General features: G+C 70.7%; 14 protein-coding genes. 3 read left to right on the top strand and 11 right to left on the bottom strand.

What is annotated here, in order from left to right; all coding sequences use genetic code 11:
* Positions 1-3: 3 nt before the first annotated feature.
* Positions 4-1,092 (bottom strand): FecCD family ABC transporter permease, encoded by a 1,089-nt coding sequence (locus tag ACZ60M_RS12820; RefSeq protein ID WP_465417608.1) that lies wholly within the window; start codon positions 1,090-1,092, stop codon positions 4-6.
* 78 nt (positions 1,093-1,170) lie between these two features.
* Complete coding sequence (locus ACZ60M_RS12825; RefSeq protein ID WP_465417610.1) at positions 1,171-1,581, bottom strand: hypothetical protein; 411 nt, start codon at positions 1,579-1,581, stop codon at positions 1,171-1,173.
* A gap of 246 nt (positions 1,582-1,827) precedes the next feature.
* Here ACZ60M_RS12825 and ACZ60M_RS12830 point away from each other — a divergent pair, with 246 nt between their 5' ends.
* Positions 1,828-2,493, top strand: coding sequence for an HNH endonuclease family protein (locus tag ACZ60M_RS12830; protein ID WP_465417612.1), 666 nt, complete (start codon positions 1,828-1,830; stop codon positions 2,491-2,493).
* Positions 2,494-2,546: 53 nt separating this feature from the next.
* Here the strand turns inward: ACZ60M_RS12830 and ACZ60M_RS12835 are convergent, their stop codons facing one another.
* The 8 genes from ACZ60M_RS12835 to cobA all read right to left on the bottom strand — a co-directional run bounded on the left by ACZ60M_RS12835 (position 2,547) and on the right by cobA (position 13,332).
* A complete protein-coding gene (locus ACZ60M_RS12835; RefSeq protein ID WP_465417614.1) occupies positions 2,547-3,053 on the bottom strand; it encodes a DUF4190 domain-containing protein in 507 nt (168 codons plus the stop codon).
* A gap of 9 nt (positions 3,054-3,062) precedes the next feature.
* On the bottom strand, positions 3,063-3,278 hold the full coding sequence (locus ACZ60M_RS12840) for a DivIVA domain-containing protein (protein WP_465417616.1): 216 nt from the start codon (positions 3,276-3,278) through the stop codon (positions 3,063-3,065).
* 92 nt (positions 3,279-3,370) lie between these two features.
* Positions 3,371-5,512 (bottom strand): transglutaminase-like domain-containing protein, encoded by a 2,142-nt coding sequence (locus ACZ60M_RS12845; protein ID WP_465417618.1) that lies wholly within the window; start codon positions 5,510-5,512, stop codon positions 3,371-3,373.
* Positions 5,509-6,792: a DUF58 domain-containing protein gene (locus ACZ60M_RS12850; RefSeq protein ID WP_465417620.1), complete on the bottom strand. Its 1,284-nt coding sequence runs from the start codon at positions 6,790-6,792 to the stop codon at positions 5,509-5,511. The genes ACZ60M_RS12845 and ACZ60M_RS12850 overlap by 4 nt, the downstream gene beginning before the upstream one ends.
* Positions 6,789-7,814, bottom strand: a complete 1,026-nt coding sequence (locus ACZ60M_RS12855) for an AAA family ATPase (protein WP_465417622.1) — start codon at positions 7,812-7,814, stop codon at positions 6,789-6,791. The genes ACZ60M_RS12850 and ACZ60M_RS12855 overlap by 4 nt, the downstream gene beginning before the upstream one ends.
* Positions 7,815-7,831: 17 nt before the next feature.
* Positions 7,832-10,486, bottom strand: coding sequence for a fibronectin type III domain-containing protein (locus ACZ60M_RS12860; RefSeq protein ID WP_465417624.1), 2,655 nt, complete (start codon positions 10,484-10,486; stop codon positions 7,832-7,834).
* A gap of 330 nt (positions 10,487-10,816) precedes the next feature.
* The gene (locus tag ACZ60M_RS12865; RefSeq protein ID WP_465417626.1) at positions 10,817-11,908 is read right to left on the bottom strand and encodes a DUF1611 domain-containing protein; all 1,092 of its coding nucleotides are present in this window, start codon (positions 11,906-11,908) and stop codon (positions 10,817-10,819) included.
* Positions 11,909-12,138: 230 nt separating this feature from the next.
* Positions 12,139-13,332, bottom strand: coding sequence for a uroporphyrinogen-III C-methyltransferase (cobA, locus tag ACZ60M_RS12870; protein WP_465417628.1), 1,194 nt, complete (start codon positions 13,330-13,332; stop codon positions 12,139-12,141).
* Positions 13,333-13,646: 314 nt separating this feature from the next.
* Here cobA and ACZ60M_RS12875 point away from each other — a divergent pair, with 314 nt between their 5' ends.
* On the top strand, positions 13,647-15,725 hold the full coding sequence (locus ACZ60M_RS12875; protein ID WP_465417630.1) for a transglycosylase domain-containing protein: 2,079 nt from the start codon (positions 13,647-13,649) through the stop codon (positions 15,723-15,725).
* Here the strand turns inward: ACZ60M_RS12875 and ACZ60M_RS12880 are convergent.
* On the bottom strand, positions 15,709-16,488 hold the full coding sequence (locus ACZ60M_RS12880; RefSeq protein WP_465417747.1) for an SURF1 family cytochrome oxidase biogenesis protein: 780 nt from the start codon (positions 16,486-16,488) through the stop codon (positions 15,709-15,711). The genes ACZ60M_RS12875 and ACZ60M_RS12880 overlap by 17 nt on opposite strands.
* 39 nt (positions 16,489-16,527) lie before the next feature.
* On the opposite strand from ACZ60M_RS12880, the gene ACZ60M_RS12885 reads away from it, so the two are divergent.
* Positions 16,528-17,868, top strand: a complete 1,341-nt coding sequence (locus ACZ60M_RS12885) for a M20/M25/M40 family metallo-hydrolase (protein WP_465417632.1) — start codon at positions 16,528-16,530, stop codon at positions 17,866-17,868.
* The last annotated feature ends 2 nt before the right edge of the window (positions 17,869-17,870 follow it).

The following is a 17,870-nucleotide window of genomic DNA, read 5'->3' on the forward strand; positions in this document are numbered from 1 at the left end:
CCGTCACCGTCCCCTCGGCGAAGCTTGCGAGCCGTAAATTTGTCTAGCCTTGCGTACCAGGGCGATCAGGAGCGGTGCGCCGATCACGGCGCAGATGATCCCTGCGGGGGCTTCGCCGGGGACGATGAGGCGGCCGATGACGTCGGCGGTCAGGAGCATGCAGGGTCCGAGCATGAGGCTCAGCGCGATCTGGCTGCGGTGGGCCGCGCCGACGGCCCAGCGGGCGAGGTGCGGGATGGCGAGGCCGATGAAGCCGATGGGTCCGGCGGCTGCGACTGCCGCGCCCGTCAGGAGAGCGACCGTGGAAGCGGCGGCGGCGCGGGTGAGGCCGACGCGGTGGCCGAGTCCGGCGGCGGCTTCGGCGCCGAGTTGGAGGCCGTCGAGGCCGCGGGCGGCGAGGAGCGCGAGTGCGATGCCGCCCAAGAGGAACGGGGCCATGCCCCAGGCGACGTCGGCGCCGCGTCCGGCGAGTGAGCCGACGGCCCAGAAGCGGTACTGGTCGAAGGAGTGCACGTCGGTGGCGAGCACGGCGTAGACCATCGCGGAGAGGCTGGCGTCGAGGGCGGCGCCGCAGAGGGCGTAAGTGGCCGTGCCGCCGCCGGTGTTGCGGGTCGCGACGGTGGAGACGGCGTAGCCGACGAGTCCGGCGAGGAGCGCTCCGGCGATGCCGAGCCACACGTACTGGCCGATGCCGGTGAGGCCCAGGACGCTCAGGCCGATGACGACGCCAAGGCTGGCGCCTGCGGCGACGCCGAAGATGCGCGGGTCGGCGAGGGGGTTGCGGGTGAGGGTCTGCATGAGGACCCCGGCGACGGCGAGTCCGGCCCCGGCGAGGAGGCCGACGGCGGTGCGGGGGACGCGCTGCTCCCAGACGACGGCGGCCGCGATGGGGTCAGTGCGGGTGAGGCCGCCCCAGAGTTCGGTGAGGCTGAGGTCGCGGGCGCCGAGCGCGAGGGAGGCGATCACGATGAGGCCCAAGGCGATCGCCGAGACAGCAATGCTGAGCGTCCTTTTTCGGCTCGCAAGCTTCGCCGAGTGCGCGCGCCCGCGTGCGGTCCGGGCGGGGCGCAAGCGGGCGGCGGGGAAGGGCACGCCCTAGAGCATAGGGGAGCCTAACCTAATGCGGAAGTGCCGCGTACGGAATGTGACTTGCGCGCGCTAACCGGCAGGTCATTCGGGGTAGCGGATGCCCTTGGCGACGGCCTCGACCGCTTCGGAGCCCTTGCGCCCGAAGGGGTCGCGCACCTCGACGGCGAGGCCGGGCTCGATGAGGCGGGCGATCTCGTGCTCGCTCTCGAAGCCGTCGTCGCCGAAGTCGCTCGGGTTCCAGTCGTCGCCCCGCTCGTGGTATTCGACCAGGAACTCCCTGAGCGCCTTGAGGTCTTTGAGGCGGGGCGCGCGCATGACCTGGACCTGGAGGTCGACGCGCCAGGTGTCGGGCCCGATCTCGGTCTCCCAGACGCGCTGCGTGCAGTCGACGCCCTCCCACTCGGTCACGAAGTCGGAGGGCGTGCCGAGGCCTTCGGGGAGGTGGGTGAGGGCGAGGCCGTCGAGACGGGATTCGGTGCCGCTGATCGTCATGCCGCGATCGTACCCATTTGGCCGCGCGCGGAAACGGACTTCCGGGGCGCGGGCGCCGGTTCGCCAGATGTCCGCATCGGGATGGTTTCGTAAGTTTGGAGTGTCCGGGAGGTAAAAGATGGTTTCACCCCTTGCACGGACTGGACATCCCATGATTCGATGATTCCCAGGAGATTGACGCATTCACGTGCGCCGCTCCGACCGTCCCCATCGCAACCGCCGGTCACTCCCCCATCTGGAGCTCCCATGCATGCAGTCAAACGCGCCTTGAAGCGTGCCGTCGCCTTCGCGACGGCCGCTTCGCTGGCCGTCATCACCCTGCTCGTCCTCGACACCGCCCCCGCCGCCGCAGTGCGGCCCCCGGGCATCCCCTCGCTCTCCACCGCGCAGTCCGAGCTCAACGCGCTCACCGTCCGCGCCGAGGCCAACGGCGACACCTACGACCGCGACCTCTTCCCGCACTGGAAGTCCGTGAGCGGCTCCGGCGGCTGCACCGCCCGCCAGTACATCCTCAAGCGCGACGGCCAGAACATCGTCACCTCCGACGGCTGCCAGCCCACCTCCGGCAACTGGCAGTCCGACTTCGACAACGTCTGGACCACCTCGGTCTCCAACGCCACCATCGACCACGTCGTGGCCCTCTCCGAGGCCTGGGCCTCCGGTGCCAGCTCGTGGACGACCTCGCAGCGCCAGGCCTTCGCCAACGACATCAACTCGCCGCAGCTGTGGATCGCCACCACCTCGATCAACTCCTCGAAGGGCGACAAGGACCCCGCCGAGTGGCTGCCGCCGAACACCTCGGTGCGCTGCGACTACGTCAAGGCCTGGACCCACGTCAAGTACCTCTACGGCCTCTCCGTGAACTCGGCCGAGAAGACCGCGATCCAGTCCGCCCTCAACACCTACTGCTAGACAACGAGAACGGCGGCCCTCCCGGTTCCGGGAGGGCCGCCGTTTCGTAATGCTTAAGCGGTCGCCAGGGCGATCAGGCCGGTGAGCACCGCGAGCCCGCAGGCGATCAGGCCCAGGATCAGGCCCGAGGTCGCCACGCCCTTGCCCGAGACGCCGCCCTGCGCGGCCCGGATCTGGCGCTTCGCGTACACGGCCAGGGAGACCGAGCCGATGCCGAACAGCGCCGCGGACATGAAGAACGTGAGACCGGCCCACGGGCTGAAGATCGCGCTGATCAGCCCCGGGATCGCGCCGCTGATGCCCGCGATCCCGGCCACCAGCGAGCCGACGGCCGGACCCGAGGGGATCGGTTTGAGCCGGGGAAGCGTGAGATAGAAACCGTCGACCATGGCAGGTGCGGGGACTGCCATCGGCTGCCAGACGGGCTGCATGGGGTGCGCGGGTTGCATCGGATAGGGGTGCGGGTACTGCGGCTGCGCGTAGCCGTGGACCGGCGGGGCGGGCGGCGCCTGGGGAGGCGGCGGCTGCATGTGAGGTTGGTACGGGTCCTGCGCGGTCACGCCACCAGACTAGCCGCCCCGAAGGGATCTCGCGACCTCGGTGAAGTACTCGTCGACCTCCTTGGTGTCGTACCCGCGCATCGTGAGCTGGAAGCCGAGATCGGTGAGGGAGTCGGGGTGCGGAGGCGCGCCGGCCTCGGTCGCTCTTCTGATCCGGGCCACGGCGCGATCGACTTGGGCCCGGTCGTATCCGCGGAAACGGACAGAGAAGAAGGGGTTCTCCATACGTCACAGTCTGCCAGGTCTACGCCACTGAGTGGGATCGCCCCGGCCTTGATCAAATTTCGACGGTCATAACAACTCGTAACGGCCACAAGTTAAGTGAGGAAACGTCTCACCCATTTCACTTGATGCCGAATTGTCCGTGAGAAAGGTGCGACCAATGCCGTAGCAGCATCCGCGTCGGCCTCCGAGACCGCTCCCGGGGCGAAAGCCGCCGCGTTCACCAGACGCGGCAAAGCACCGATGTCGGCCTTCAGCGCCGAAAGCCGCACTGCGGCCTCTTCCGCGTTCGCATGACCGGGAACCTTCACGCCCGCCCGCGCGGCCTCCGCCAGCACCTCCGCCCAGGCCCCCGCGACCCGCTCCGCCGGAGTGCCCTTCCGCAGCCTGCGCCTGCGCCGCAGCGCCCGGCGCGCCTTGAACACCAAGGGGACGCACGCGAGCAGCAGCGCACCGGCCGCGTACCAGACCCAGCGCGGAATCCCCGCGTCCTCCTGCCCGGCCTGGTCGTTGAAGTCGCCGTCCTGCTCCAGCGCCTCGTCGTTGAAGTCCTCGGCCTCACCGCCGCCGCCCTCGGCCTCCTCCGGGCTCGGCGTCTCCTCCTCCATCTTCTCGAGGGTGTCCTCCGGCGGGACCGGGGCGACCCCCGCGGCCGGCATCGGATCGAACCGCACCCACCCGGGCCCGTCGAACGCGACCTCCGGCCACGCCTGGCCCTGCGCCGCCGTCACCGTGCTCGCACCCGACGGCACGTCGAACCCGACCACAACGCGCGTCGGCAGCCCGACCAGGCGGCCGATCACCGCGTACGCGGCCGCGAAATGCTCGCTCGTGCCGCGCTGGCCGCCCGCGGTCACGGGGCTGGCGAGGAAGAACCCGAGCGCGGGCAGGTCGTGCCCGGACGGCGCCTCGGCGTCGAACGCGTAGTGCTGGGAGAGGAAGTCCGCGAGCCCTTGGGCCCGTTCGTAAGGCGTGTCGTAGGTGGCGTTGATGTACTCGGCGATCGTCGCCATGATCTCCGGGGTCCCGGGCGGGACTGCCACCGTGGTGATGTCGGAGAGGTCCGGGCGGGCCGACTCGGCCCCGGCCGGGTCGTTCGCGACGAGCGCGGAGTCGACGTGGAAGCTCGTGCCCGTAGCGAGGCCGTCCGGGGTGAGCAGGCATTTCGTGTAGAGGTTCACGGCGATCGGCAGATCGGTGACGCTCGCGGGGTCGGCCGCGGCGGGCACGAGCTTCCCGCCGAGCTCGATGATCTCGACGTCGGCCGAGTAGGTCGCCTCGCCCGCGCCCGGGACCACGGTGCCCGCGGTGCGGAAATCGCCCGTGGCCTGCCAGGTCGTGCCGTCGTACTCGGTGAGCACAGCCAGGCGCATCCACGCGTCGGCGCTCGTGTCGGCCTTGAACAGCTCCTGCTCGGGGTACTTGGCCCACTCGGCGATGCGCACGAGCGGGTTGAGGTCGATGTCGGTGAGCTGCGGCGGCTCCACGTACTCGCGCGGGTCGCCGGGGCTGGAGGTGACCAGCCGCGCGGCGGCCGGACCGAGGACCGCGACGGCCGCGAGCAGCACGGTGGTCGTGATGACGGCGCCCATGAGGGCAGGGGTGCGCGACGGCGGCTGCCCGTCGACAGTGGCATCGCTGTCGGGCCTGCGCTCGGGCGGCGCGGCGGTCACCGCCAGCGCGGCGGCGGCGAGGACGCAGAACACGATCGCGTACAGCGGGGCGGTCTCGGCGTTCGGGCCGACGAGGTACAGCCCGGCGGCGTACAGGAGGGTCGGCGGGAGGCAGCCGAGGAGCGTGCGGCCGTAGCGGATCGCGAACTCGCACGAGAGCGTGGCGGCGAGCCAGGTCAGGAAGACCGGGACGATCACGGTGTCCGGCACGGGTTCGACGGGGATGAGCGCGGTCAGTGTGCGCGGCACGGCGTTGACGAGCGCGTCCACGATCGTCACGCCGAGCGGGTCGGTGCCGGGGCTGGTGAACCAGATCGCGGCGAGAAGGTACGCGGCCAGGCCGGCGGCGGAGGCGCCGGGGGCGAGGAACGACGGCTTGTTGCGGAGCGCGAAGCCGATCGCGAAGGCGCCGAACGCGGCCCCCGCGACCAGGATCAGCAGCAGCTGGCCGTGGTAGACGCGGGCGGCGACGGTGCCCGCGACCAGGCACATGAGGGTGAGGCAGGCGGCGACGGCGGCGACGCGGAGGCGGTAGCGGGTGCGTCTTGCGTTTCTGGTGCTCACAGCCGGGTGCCGCCGTTGTTCCAGGCCGCGGCGAACTGCTCGCCGTCGGCGGCGCGGATCGTGGGCACGCCCCCGGCGAGCGACGCGGAGGCCGCGAGGCCGTCCGCGAGGTGCACGGCGATCACGGTGGGGTAGGCGCGTTTGAGGACCGCGAGGCGGTCGGTGGGCGGCTCGGTCCCGGTGATCCACACGAGGGTGTCGCCGTAGCGGGCGGCGGTGAGGCGGGAGACGTACGCGCCCAGGGAATCCGAGGCGTTCGGGTGGAGTTCGGCGAGGAGGTCGCCGTAGGAGTCGCGCCCGGCGCCGGAGACGACCGCGCCGGAGGCGGGCACGAGCGCGGCGTGGTACTCGGCGCGGAAGCAGGCGGTGAGGATCGAGTAGGCGGCCTCGCAGGCGGCCTCGAAGGGGCCACCGGGGGACGCTTGCGAGCCCGGCTTGGGTGCAGTGGGCCAGCTTTCGGCACGGTCGTCGATGGCGATGGCGACGGTGGGGAGCGAGGTGTCGAGGTGCTCCTTCACCATGAGCTTGCCGATGCGCGCGGAGGTGCGCCAGTGGACGTGGCGCAGCTCGTCGCCGATCACGTACTCGCGCAAGGCGTGGAAGGTGAGCGAGCCCTGCTCGACCTTGTCGGCGGTGCCTTCGAGGGAGCGGGCGAGGCCGTCGGGGGTGCGGCCGAGCTGGTGCAGGCGCGGGTGGATCCAGAGGCGGGCGGTCCCGCCGAAGTTCCCGGCGGTCGCGGCGAGGCCGAGGAGGTCGCGTTTGCCGATGCTGAGCGGCCCGGCGTCGATCACGCCGCGCCGGTCCGCGCGGATCGGGTAGCTCGCCCCGGCGCTCTTGCCCGGGCGCAGGCGCGCGAGCGGGACGGCGACGCGGCGGGTTTCGAGGCCGGTACCACCGAAGGCGTCGACGGCGCGGGCGTTGACGGAACGCCAGCGCGCGGCGTTGCGCACGTTCAAGTGGACGTTGGCGTTGTCCCCCACCGAGACCCGGTCGGGGGTGACCTGGCGTTCGACTTCGAGGCGCGGCTTCGCGGCGATCACCGAACCGGCGGCGACGCACGCGAGCGCGGCGGCCGCGCCGATCGTCGCGAACTCCGGGTAACCCCAGATCCAACCGGCGGCGAGCAGCCCGGCGGCCGCGATCGCAAGGGCGACACCGCGACTGGTGACAGGGACGGCGAGCGCGAGGTTCGCGAACCGCTTCGCACGGCTCTGACCAGTCAAAATGGACTTGTCGGCCTCGCCCGGTCCGGCGCCGGCGGCCCGACCGGACTCGCTCATGCCGCCGAGGCCGGCAGCGGCACGGGGACCTGGTCGAAGGCGTCCGCGACGATCTGGGCGCCGGTCGTGCCGCGCATGGCAGCGTCGGGCGCGAGCTGGATGCGGTGCGCGAACACCGGTCCGGCGAGGGCCTTCACGTCCTCGGGGATGATGTACGTGCGGCCCTGCGAGAGCGCGAACACGCTTGCGGCCCTGGTCAACGCGATGAGACCGCGCGGGCTGACGCCCACGGCGACCTGCGGGTGGTTCCGGGTCGCGTTCGCGAGCTGCACGAGGTACGCGTACAGCGGCTCGGCGATGTAGACGTGCTTCGCCATGTCCGCCATCTGCGCGACCGTGTCGGTGTCGACCACGGGGCTCAGGTGCTCGGGGCTGCGCTGGTGCGTGCCGCGCAGGACCTCGATCTCGGCGGCCTCCACCGGGTAGCCGACCGAGAGCTTCACGAGGAAGCGGTCGAGCTGGGCCTCGGGGAGGCGGTAGGTGCCGTCCATCTCGACGGGGTTCTGGGTGGCGACCACGAGGAACGGCTGCGGCACCTGGTGCGGGTTGCCGTCCACGGTGACCCGGCCTTCCTCCATCACTTCGAGGAGGGCGGACTGGGTCTTCGGGCTGGCCCGGTTGATCTCGTCGGCGATCACGATGTTCGCGAAGACCGGGCCGGGGTGGAACTCGAAGGCCCCGCTGCCCTGGTTGAAGATCGTCACGCCCGAGACGTCGGAGGGCAGGAGGTCCGGCGTGAACTGGATGCGCCGCCACTGGCCGTTCACGGCCGCCGCGATGGTGCGGGCCATGGTGGTCTTGCCGGTGCCGGGCACGTCTTCGAGCAGGATGTGGCCCTGCGCGAACATGGCCGTGAGCGCCAGGCGCACGACCTCGGGCTTGCCGAGCACGATCGTGTCGACCGCTGAGGCCAGCGCCTCGAAGGTCGCGGCGAACTGCTCGGCCTGCGCGGCGCCCAGCTGGACCGGCTGCTGCAGGCGCCTAGGCACTTGCAGCGGGTGGGTCTGCGAGGTGTCGTGCATGCGTCATCTTTCTGCTCTTATCCGCAGTCGCGCAGTGCGCCAACGGAGTTCTTGCCTTCGCCGTCGATGTTGAACCAGGCGAAGGAGATATAGGCCTTGTCGTTGTTGCCGTAGTTGATCCGGACCCAGATGTTCGTCTCGTTCTTGTTCGGGTGGTAGTCGTGGTAGCCGTCGGACTCCTGGCCGCGCGGGACGATATTGGTCCCGGTAGTCGTGCAGAGCGCGGTGAAGCGGTCGCCGGTGTTGCCGTAGCCGAGGTGGCTGCCGCCCGAGGCGGCGCTGCGGATCGAGACGCCGTCGGCGCCGCCGCCGCTGGAGTTCGACTCGTTGCAGTACGCGGTGTCCATCTCCGAGCAGCCGAAGTACACCTCGCCCCAGATGTCCTGGGTGCGGACCGTGACCGTGTCGGAGGCGGCCGTGCCGACCGCGTTGGTGATCTCGATCCTGAGGTCGTGGTCGGTGGAGGCGTAGTGCGGGTCGGTGGTCATCGACCCGTCGCAGGTCTCGGTGACCTCCGGGGCGGTCGCGGTGGACCGGTAGAGCTCGCAGGTGGCCTGGCCGCCGCCGTCGTCGTAGGTGAAGTCGACGGTCATCAGGCTCGTGGTGCTCGAGTTGCCGGTGAGCGTGATCTGCGGGGCGACCATCGTGTTGGACGTGGTCGTGGCCGGTTCGGACTCGCCCGCCTCGTTCACGGCCACCACGGAGACGTTGACCTGCTCGCCGTCGCTGAAGCCCGAGACGCGGGTGGCGGTGGTGTTCCCGGCGACCTCGACGGTCTGGTCCCCGGCCCTGACGATGTAGCCGGTGATGTCGCGGCCGTTGTTGGAGGGCTGCTCCCAGGTCACGTCGATCGATCCGGCCGCGTCCGTGGCGGTCTCGGCGAGCGGGTTCGTCGGCGCGTCGGGCACGTTGAACGGGGTCACCGAGTTCGACGGCGCCGAGGGCGACGAAGCGGCCGCTCCGGCGAGGGTCGTCACCTGGAAGACGTACTGGGTGCCGTAGTCAAGGGTCCCTTCGGGAACGGTGAACGTGGTCGTGTCGGACTGGCCGACCACGATCTGCGACCCCTCGGGGCCGATGGCCTCGACCTGGTAGCCGCTGACGTCGTTGCCCTGGCCGTTGGCCTCGTCCCACTTCACGGTGACGGTGCCGTCGTTGTTGGCGGTGGCCTCGACGCTGCCGACCGGGTCGGGCACTTCAGCCGAGGGAATGATCGACGGCGAGGTGGCGCTGTCGCCCTGGCCCTCGGCGTTGTGGGCGGTCACCGTGAAGGTGTACGGGGTGCCGTTCTCGAGGTCGCCGATCTCCAGGACGCGCTGGTCCGGGGCGATCTCCCAGGTCTGGCCCGCGCCTTCGACCGTGTACTTGGTGAGCGCGGAGCCGTTGTTCGGCGCGGCGTCCCACGAGAGGTTGATGAGGCGGTCGCCGACCGTGCCGCGCAGGTTGGTGACCGCGCCGGGCGGGCCGATCTGAGGAGCGGTCTCGTCGTTGCCGTCCTCGTCGCCTTCGTCGCCGTTCGCTTCCTCGTCCTCGGGCGGGACGTTGCCGCCGAGGATGTCGTCGCGGTCCTTCTCGGCCTGGCGGGCGTTGCCGTCGGAGGAGACGACGACGGCCGCGTTCGTGTTGACCGCGTTGGCGAAGAGCGTGTCGCCGGTGTGGTACAGCTCGACCGGGCCGCCGCCCGCGTCGATCTCGATGCGGTCGAGCTCCTTGCCGTCGAGGTCGTAGACCCAGACGAGGCCCGAAGCGCCGTCCGGGACGTAGATGCGCTGGTGGAACTCGACGGAGGCGCCGAGGAGGTTCGACGCGGCGGCCGAGATGGCGAAGGTCTTCGACTGCTCGTCGTTGACGGTGACGACCGACGGCGGGTCGGTCACGGTGACCGAGGCGATGGTGCCGGGGCTCGTGTCGGCGGTCTCGGCCGGTCCGGCGAGCTCGACGTCGGTCACCGACTTGCGCCCGTCCGCGCGGAGGGTCGTCATCTGCTTCGCGGTCGAGTTGAGCACGGCCACGCCGTCACCGAGGACGGTGAGCGCCAGCTCCTGGCGCGGCTCGGCCACGACCTCGGTCTTAACGGTCTTCGCGCCCTGGTCCTTCGGCTCGATCTGGACGATCGTGCCTTCGCGCGGGACGCCGACCCAGAGCTTCCCGGTCGAGTCGAACGCGCCGCCGGTGAGCCCGGCGGGGAACTGCAGGGCGTCGCCGATCGCGGTGAGCGTGCTCGGGTCGACCTGGTTGACCAGGCCCTGGGTCTGGTCGATGATGAACGCGCCCTCTTCGGCGAGCGCGAGCCGCACGCCTTCGCCCGGGGCCGTCTCGGCCTCGCCGGTGAGTTCGAGGGTGGAGAGGTCGATCGCGGAGACCTTGCCGGAGGCGATCTCGCGGAGGAGGAGGTGCGAGTCGGTCTGGACGATCTGGACTTCGTTCCCGGCGGCGTCGGTGAGGGGGAACCGCACGTCGGTGGCGGCGGTGAGCCCGTTGACGCGGGCGATCTCCCCGGCCGGGGTGGTCCACAGCCACAGGCTCTCGTCCTGGAGGTCTGAGTCGCGGCTGAACGCGCCGGTGCCGAGGAGGGTGGCGACGAGCGCGCCGACGAGCACCACAGGCAGGCCTACCGCGATGAGCAGGCCCTTGACGTTGAGGCGTCGGGCGTCGACGTTGCGAGTGGTCATAAGGGGGAAGTCCTCTGCGGGGTCAGCTATGCCGGGTTGTGGGGGCGCGAGCGCCAGAAGGGCCCCTGGTGCCTCGGGGGCGGCACACGAACCCGAGCCTAATTCATCGGCGCAATGAGGACCAGGCTGCCATTGTCACAGGAAGGTATCGGTCCGGGGTGGGCCAAAGTGGCCTGAGTCGGTCAGGTTACCGGCACGTAGGGACAAGGAAAACGCCCTGAGAACGCAAAGGGGCGGTGCGCTGGGCGCACCGCCTTCGTCGTCTGCCAGTGTTCGCTTTCTCGGCGACCTCGTGCGGGCCGCCGACACCTGTCTATCCATCGCCGTCCGCTAGGCGGCCTCGCCGAGTTCGAGGATGCCTCCGCGGCGGGAGCGGGCGACGCCTGCCAGCGTCAGGATCTCCTGGGCCACATGGGCCTCGGCGAGTTCGCCGGGGGTGTAGACCGGGGCGTCCATGCCCGCCGTGGCCTCGCGGACCGCGAGCTGGGACTGGGTGAGCTTGCCGGAGGCGGCGATCACCGGGAGTCCGAGGCCGCGCAGGTGCTGCGCGCCGTAGCGGGCGCCGGCGGCGTCGGCCGCGGCGAGGACCACGCCGTCGACGAGCTCGCGCACGAGCGGGTGCTCCAGGAGCGCGGAGGTCTCGGCCTGGAGGATGCCGTCGGCGATCTCCATGACCACGGCGTCGACGTCGTGCGCGGCGGCGTGGTGGTAGAGCGTCTGGGCGAGCTCGGCGAGTTCGGGGACCGGGATGCCCGCGGTGGTCGGGTAGCCGCCGTCGGTGAAGTCGGCGGCGACGACCGCGCCGGAGTCGCGGAACATCCAGGGGTCGCCCCCGGCGCCGGTCCCGGTGATCTTGATGCCCGCGACGCGGCGGCCGCCGCGCGAGAGGCCGCGGATCACGCTGGCGGCGGTGGTGGACTTCCCGGCGTTCATGGAGGTGCCGACGACGCACACCACGGGCGGGTGGTCGCCGAGGCCGAACGGCGCGAGCACGCTGTAGCGGCGCAGGTCGATCGGGACGCCTTCGCGGTCGGCGAGGATGCCCAGGGGCTCCAGCCGGGTCGGGGGGCGCATGTCGCCGTGGCGCGAGAGGACCTCGCCCGCGACGCCGCCAGCGGCGACGAGGTCGACGGACGTGCCGAGGACCTCGGGCACGCGCGACTCGTACTGGTCGGGCGCGTAACGCTCGCCGAACGCCAGGAGGATCTCGTCTCCGGGGTAGATCGCGGCCTTGCGGCCGGTACCGAGCTCAAGCCAGTTGTGGTGGCCGATCGCGTCGACCCGCGCCACGAGGATGTGGCCGGGTCGCGGCGCGCATCCGTCGACGAGGGTCAGCCCGGGCGTTGTCAGGTCGACATTCCGGACCGCATAGGCGACTTTGAGCCGCGAAGCGAGCTCAGCAGAGAACTCACGAATGCGCATGCACACTCCAAAAAGGACAATAAGGGTCAGCGGGGTACACCCGCTTGAATGGAAGTACACCAGTGGTGCAGAACGTGACCACGGTGGTTTAGCGCAACGATCGCTGCGCTGTTGATGGACGAATATTACGGCCTGGGGTCGACCTTGTAAAGGGTGGATCAGGTAAAACTGCGGCGGCATCGGAATGAATCTCCGACGCCGCCGCAATTCAGGCTTCTACCTGCGAGAACTTACAGTTCGCGGGCCCTCCCGGCGACGTCCCCGATGACGATCACGGACGGGTGGTGCGCTTCGGTGACACCGAGGTCGGCGAGCGCGCATTGGCGGACGGTCTGGTTCTTCGTCGTGGCGTTCTCGACGATGCGCACCGGGGTCTCGGGTGCGCGGCCGCCCTCGATGAGCGCTTCGGCGATCGCGGCGCGGTTCTTGACGGCCATGAGCAGCACGACCGTCCCGTTCCCGGCGCCGAGCGCGTGCCAGTTGACCTTGCTCTGCGGGCCGGGCGGCACGTGGCCGGTGGCGACGGTGAAGTCGTGGACGATGCCGCGCTCGGTCACGGGGACCCCGGCGGCGGCCGGTCCGGCGATGGAGGAGGAGAGGCCCGGGACGACCTCGACGGGCACCCCGGCCTCGAGGCACGCGTCGAGCTCTTCGGCGCCGCGGCCGAAGACGAACCCGTCGCCGCCCTTGAGCCGCACCACGAACTTGCCTTCGAGGGCGCGTTCGACCATGACGGCGTTGATCTGCTCCTGGGTGGTGTGCCGGCCGTACGGGAGCTTCGCGGCGTCGACGATCTCGACGTCCTCGCCGAGCATGTCGAGCAGTTCCTGCGGGGCGAGGCGGTCGGAGACGACCACTTCGGCCTGGCGGAGCAGTTCGAGCCCGCGGAGGGTGATGAGGTCGGCGTCGCCCGGCCCGGCGCCCACGAGGGCGACACCGGCGGGGCGGGCGGTCCGGTTGCGGGGCGCTTCGATCTCGCCGGTGCGCAGCCCGGCGGCGACGGCGTCGCGGACGGCGGCGGCGCGGCGGGGGTCGCCGGAGGCGGAGACCGCGACGGAGACGCCGTCGAACTCGGCGTGCGCGAGGGTCCAGGCGTCGGAGGCCTGGGCGTCGTCGGCGCGCACGCACCAGGTGCGGCGGGCCTCGGCCTCGGCGGCGACGGCCGCGTTCACGTCAGGCGAATCAGTGGCGGCGAGGACGAACCAGGCGTCGTCGCCGTCGCCCGAGCGCCACTCGCGCCGCTCCCACTGGATCTCGCCTGCGGCGGCGTAGTCCGAGAGCGTGGTGGTGGCTTCGGGGGCGACCAGCAGGACGCGGGCGCCGGCGGCCAGCAGGCGGGGGACCCGGCGCCCGGCGATGGAACCGCCGCCGACGACGAGCACCGACTTGCCCTGCAGCCGCAGACCGATCTCGTAGACCGACACGTGTGCCTCCTCCAGCACTCCCAGTTAAGACTCGCCAAGCGTATGCGGATTTCATCGCGGGCATCTAACCGGCGGATTGCGAGCCTGTTACGCGAAACCCGCGATGCGGGACTGAACAGAGTTATGCGAGCACCTAATACATTCGGCGCCTTCAAGAAAGCAATGCCTGGGGTCGTGAGTTTTTTCACCTTGCGGCCATGCGTGTGCCCTAGGCTGGATATATGCGCGATCGACCCCGCCCGCACCGTGTGCCCGGACTGTCCGCACACGGGAGCGACGAACCCGGACCATCCGCCGAAGGCGTATACGCCCTGTTGCGCACGAGCCTGCTCGCCGGGCTCGCGATCGCGGCACTGGTGTTCCCGCTCGCCGCCATGGCGGGCCTGAGCGCGAAGGCCGGGTTCGACTCGATCGACACGCTCTCCGTGGCCGTCACCGAGACCGACCCGCCGCTGACCTCGTACGTGTACGCGGCCGACGGCGAGACGCTCATCAGCCTCTTCTACGACGAGTTCCGCCGCCACGTCACGCTCGACGAGGTCTCGCCGCTCATGCAGCAGGCCATGGTCTCCGCCGAGGACTCGCGGTTCTACAGCCACAACGGCGTCGACTACCGGGGCATCGCGCGCGCCTTCGTCGCCAACAACTCCTCGGGCGGGGTCGAGCAGGGCGCCTCCACGATCACCATGCAGTACGTGCGCGGCGCGCTCCAGCTCAACGCCGAGACCATCGACGAGGTCATCGCCGCCACCGAGCAGACCGCCGTCCGCAAGCTCCGCGAGGCCCGCCTCGCCATGGCAGTAGAGGAGCAGCTCACCAAGGACCAGATCCTCGAGCGGTACCTCAACCAGGCCTACTTCGGGCACAACGCGTACGGGATCTTCGCCGCCGCGCAGGTCTACTTCTCCAAGCACCCGTCCGACCTGAACCTGCAGGAGTCGGCCACGCTCGCCGGGCTCGTGCAGGCCCCGTCCGCGTACGACCCGATCACCTCCGACCAGACGCAGGCCCTCGCCCGCCGCAACTGGGTGCTCGACCGGATGGTCGACATCGACTACCTGTCGCGGGGCGACGCCACCGAGGTGCGCGGCCTGCCGATCGAGCTCGACGTCTCCGACCCGCCGAACTCGTGCATCGGCGTCACCGGCACGCCCACCGAGTTCGGGTTCTTCTGCGATTACTTCCGCCGCTGGTGGCGCGAGCAGGACGCCTTCGGGGCGACCCCGGCCGAACGCGAGCGGGAACTGCGCCAAGGCGGGTACACCGTCATCACCACGCTCGACCCCGACCTGCAGAAGATGGCGAACAAGCACGTCAACAGCGCCAAGAGCGAGGAGTCGAAGCTCGCGCACGGCGCCGTCGTGATGGAGCCGGGCACCGGCAGGATCAAGGCCCTCGGCCTGAACCGCACGTTCTCCTACGACCAGAAGAACAACGGGCCGCACTCCAACCCGTCGTTCGACCGCAAGGGCAACTACCCGAACACGGTGAACCCGGTGCTCGGCGGCGGCGCCGAGGGCGGCTACCAGGCCGGGTCGACGTTCAAGATCTTCACGATGCTCGCCGCGCTCGACGCGGGCTATCCGCTCGACTACAACATCTACTCCCCCAACCGGGTCGCCACGAGCTTCGTCTCCGCGACCACGGCCTGCGGCGGCAGATGGTGCCCCAAGAACGGCTCGGCGTCCATGGCCGGCAACCGCGACATGTGGTCCGGGTTCGGGATGTCGGTGAACACGTACTTCGCGCAGCTCATCGACCGCGTCGGCGCCGACAAGGCGGTGGAGATGGCCGAGCGGATGGGCCTGCAGTGGCGCTCCGAAGGCGACGCGTACTACGCCTCGGAGGAGCGCCGCTCGGGCTGGGGGCCGTTCACGCTCGGCGTCTCGGACGTGCAGCCGATCGAGATGACGAACGTGTTCAACACGCTCGCCGCCGAAGGCCTGTACTGCGAGCCGATCCCGGCGATGCGCATCATCGACCCCGAGGGCCAGGAGCTCGACGCCGCCTCGCCGCGCTGCCACCAGGAACTGGACGCGGACGTCGCGCGGGCCGCGACCGACGCGGGCCGCTGCGTCACCGAGACCGCCCGCAAGGGCGCGCAGTGCGGTTCGTGGGGCACATCGAAGGTGGTGGGCGTCCTGGCCGGGCGGCCCATCGCGGGCAAGTCCGGTACGACGGACAACAACCGGGCCTCGTGGTTCCTGGGCTACACGCCGCAGCTGACGGTGGGGGCGTTCATGGCCGACCCGGACTACATCTTCAACCCGGTGGGCAAGTCGAACACGACGACCTCGAAGGAGACCGTGGGGAAGATCTTCAGGGACGCTTTGAAGGGCGTCGAGGAGGTCAAGTTCAAACCCCCGTCACGCGAGATCATGTACGGGGACTAGCAGCCTCGGACTCAGCGGCCTCCGGCTCCGAGCCGGGGGCCGCTTCTGTATCCATGTCTTTGCGCTCGCGGCGGGCCAGCACGACCCAGCCGACCGGGACCATCGCGGCGAACAGGGCCCACTGGACCGCGTAGGAGTAGTTCTGCCAGTCCTTGAAGGAGGGCGTCTCCAGCGCGGTGAACCCCTCGGCCGGTTCGATGTCGGCGATCCACGCCGAGCGCAGCTCGTAGTCGAGGTGCGGGCCGAGCAGGTCGATGCTCAGGCGGCGCGACTCGAGGTGCCCGTCCGCTTCGCTGACCCCGCCGCTGGCCTCCTCGTACTCGTAGACGCGGCCGGTCACGGTGACTTCCCCGGACGGCGCGGCCGGGAAATCGGGGACGCTGCCGGTGTTCTCCGACGGCACGAAGCCGCGGTCCACGAGGATCGCGGTGCCGTCTGCGAGGACCAGGGGCGTGACGATCTCGAAGCCGTTGAGGCTGCTGTTGGTCTGGGCGCGCAGCACGATCTCGTGCTCGGTGTCGTAGACCCCGGTGGCCTCCACGAGGGTCCAGCGCACATCCGCGTCCAGGCCCTCCCCGGCGGGCAGGGTCTCGTCGAGCGGCGCCGCGTCGCGGCTGGTCTCGATGACCTCGTTCGCGGCCGCGCGCTCGACCGCCCTGCCCCACTGCCACTGGGAGAGGAGCACGCACACGACCATCACGACCAGGCCCGCCAGGCTCAGCAGGAGCCAGCGCGGAGCGAGGACGAATCGGTATCGCTGCATCACGCCGCCGAGTGTAGACCCGGCATAGGATTGCGCCTCATGAGCGATGTAGTGAATGCGGTGCGCGCCGCCATGCCTGCCGTGCGCGCCGATCTGGAGGCCCTCGTCACGATCCCGGCGATCGCCTTCGAAGGACTCGACCACGAGCCGGTCCGACAGGGTGCCGACGCCGTGCAGCGGCTGCTGGAGGAGGCCGGTGCGGCCGAGGTCCGGCAGCTCTCCCACGGCGCGGGCCAGCCGAGCGTGTACGCGCACTTCCCCGCGCCCGCAGGGCAGCCGACGGTGCTGCTGTACGCCCACCAGGACGTCCAGCCGGTCGGGGACCTGAGCCTGTGGGAGCAGCCGGACCCGTTCACGGTGGTCGAGAAGGACGGGCGCCTGTACGGGCGCGGCGTCGCCGACGACAAAGCCGGGGTGATGGCGCACGTCGCCGCGCTGCGCGCGTTCGGCGGGAAGCCGCCGGTGGGCGTGAAGCTCCTCATCGAGGGCGAGGAGGAGTTCGGCTCGCCGACCCTCGAAGGGCTGCTGCGCGACCACCAGGACCTCCTGGCCGCCGACGTCGTCGTGATCGCCGACTCGCAGAACTGGCGCACCGAGGTCCCGGCGCTCACCACGACCCTGCGCGGGGTCATCAACGTGTACCTGGAGGTCGCGGTCCTCAAGGGCGCCGTGCACTCTGGGATGTTCGGCGGGCCGATCCCCGACGCGCTGACGGCGCTGGCGCGGCTCGTCGCCACCTTGCACGACGACAACGGCGATGTCGCGGTCGCGGGTCTGGTCTCGGGCCGCAGCTCGGACCTCGACTACGACGAGGCGGCTTTGCGCCACGAGGCGGGGATGCTGCCGGGCACCGAGTTCATCGGCACCGGGCGCATCACCGAGCGGCTGTGGTCGAAGCCGACCGCGACGGTGCTGGGCATCGACGCGCCGGGGGCGGCGGAGTCGGCGAACGCGCTGCAGCCGAAGGCACGCGCGAAGGTCTCGTTCCGCCTCGCGGCGGGCGACTCGGCCGCGAACGCGTTGAAGGCCGTGCAGGAGCACTTCCGGGCGAACGCGCCCTGGGGCGCCGAGGTCACGGTCACTCCTGAAGGCGGCCTTGGCGACCCGTGCGCGATCGATGCGACCGGCCCGTCCTACGACGCCGCGCGCGCCGCGTTCGCGGAGGCCTGGGACGGCACGGAGCCCGTGGAGATCGGCGTGGGCGGCTCGATCCCGATGATCGCCACGTTCCAGGAACTGTTCCCCGAGGCCGCGATCCTGGTGACGGGCGTCGAGGACCAGTACTCGAACCCGCACGGCCCCAACGAGTCCCTGGACATCAAGATGTTCGAGCGGGTCTGCGTGGCCGAGGCGCTGCTGCTGGAGAAGCTCAAGCGCTAAGA

Source organism: Glycomyces sp. NPDC050141 (assembly GCF_055586545.1).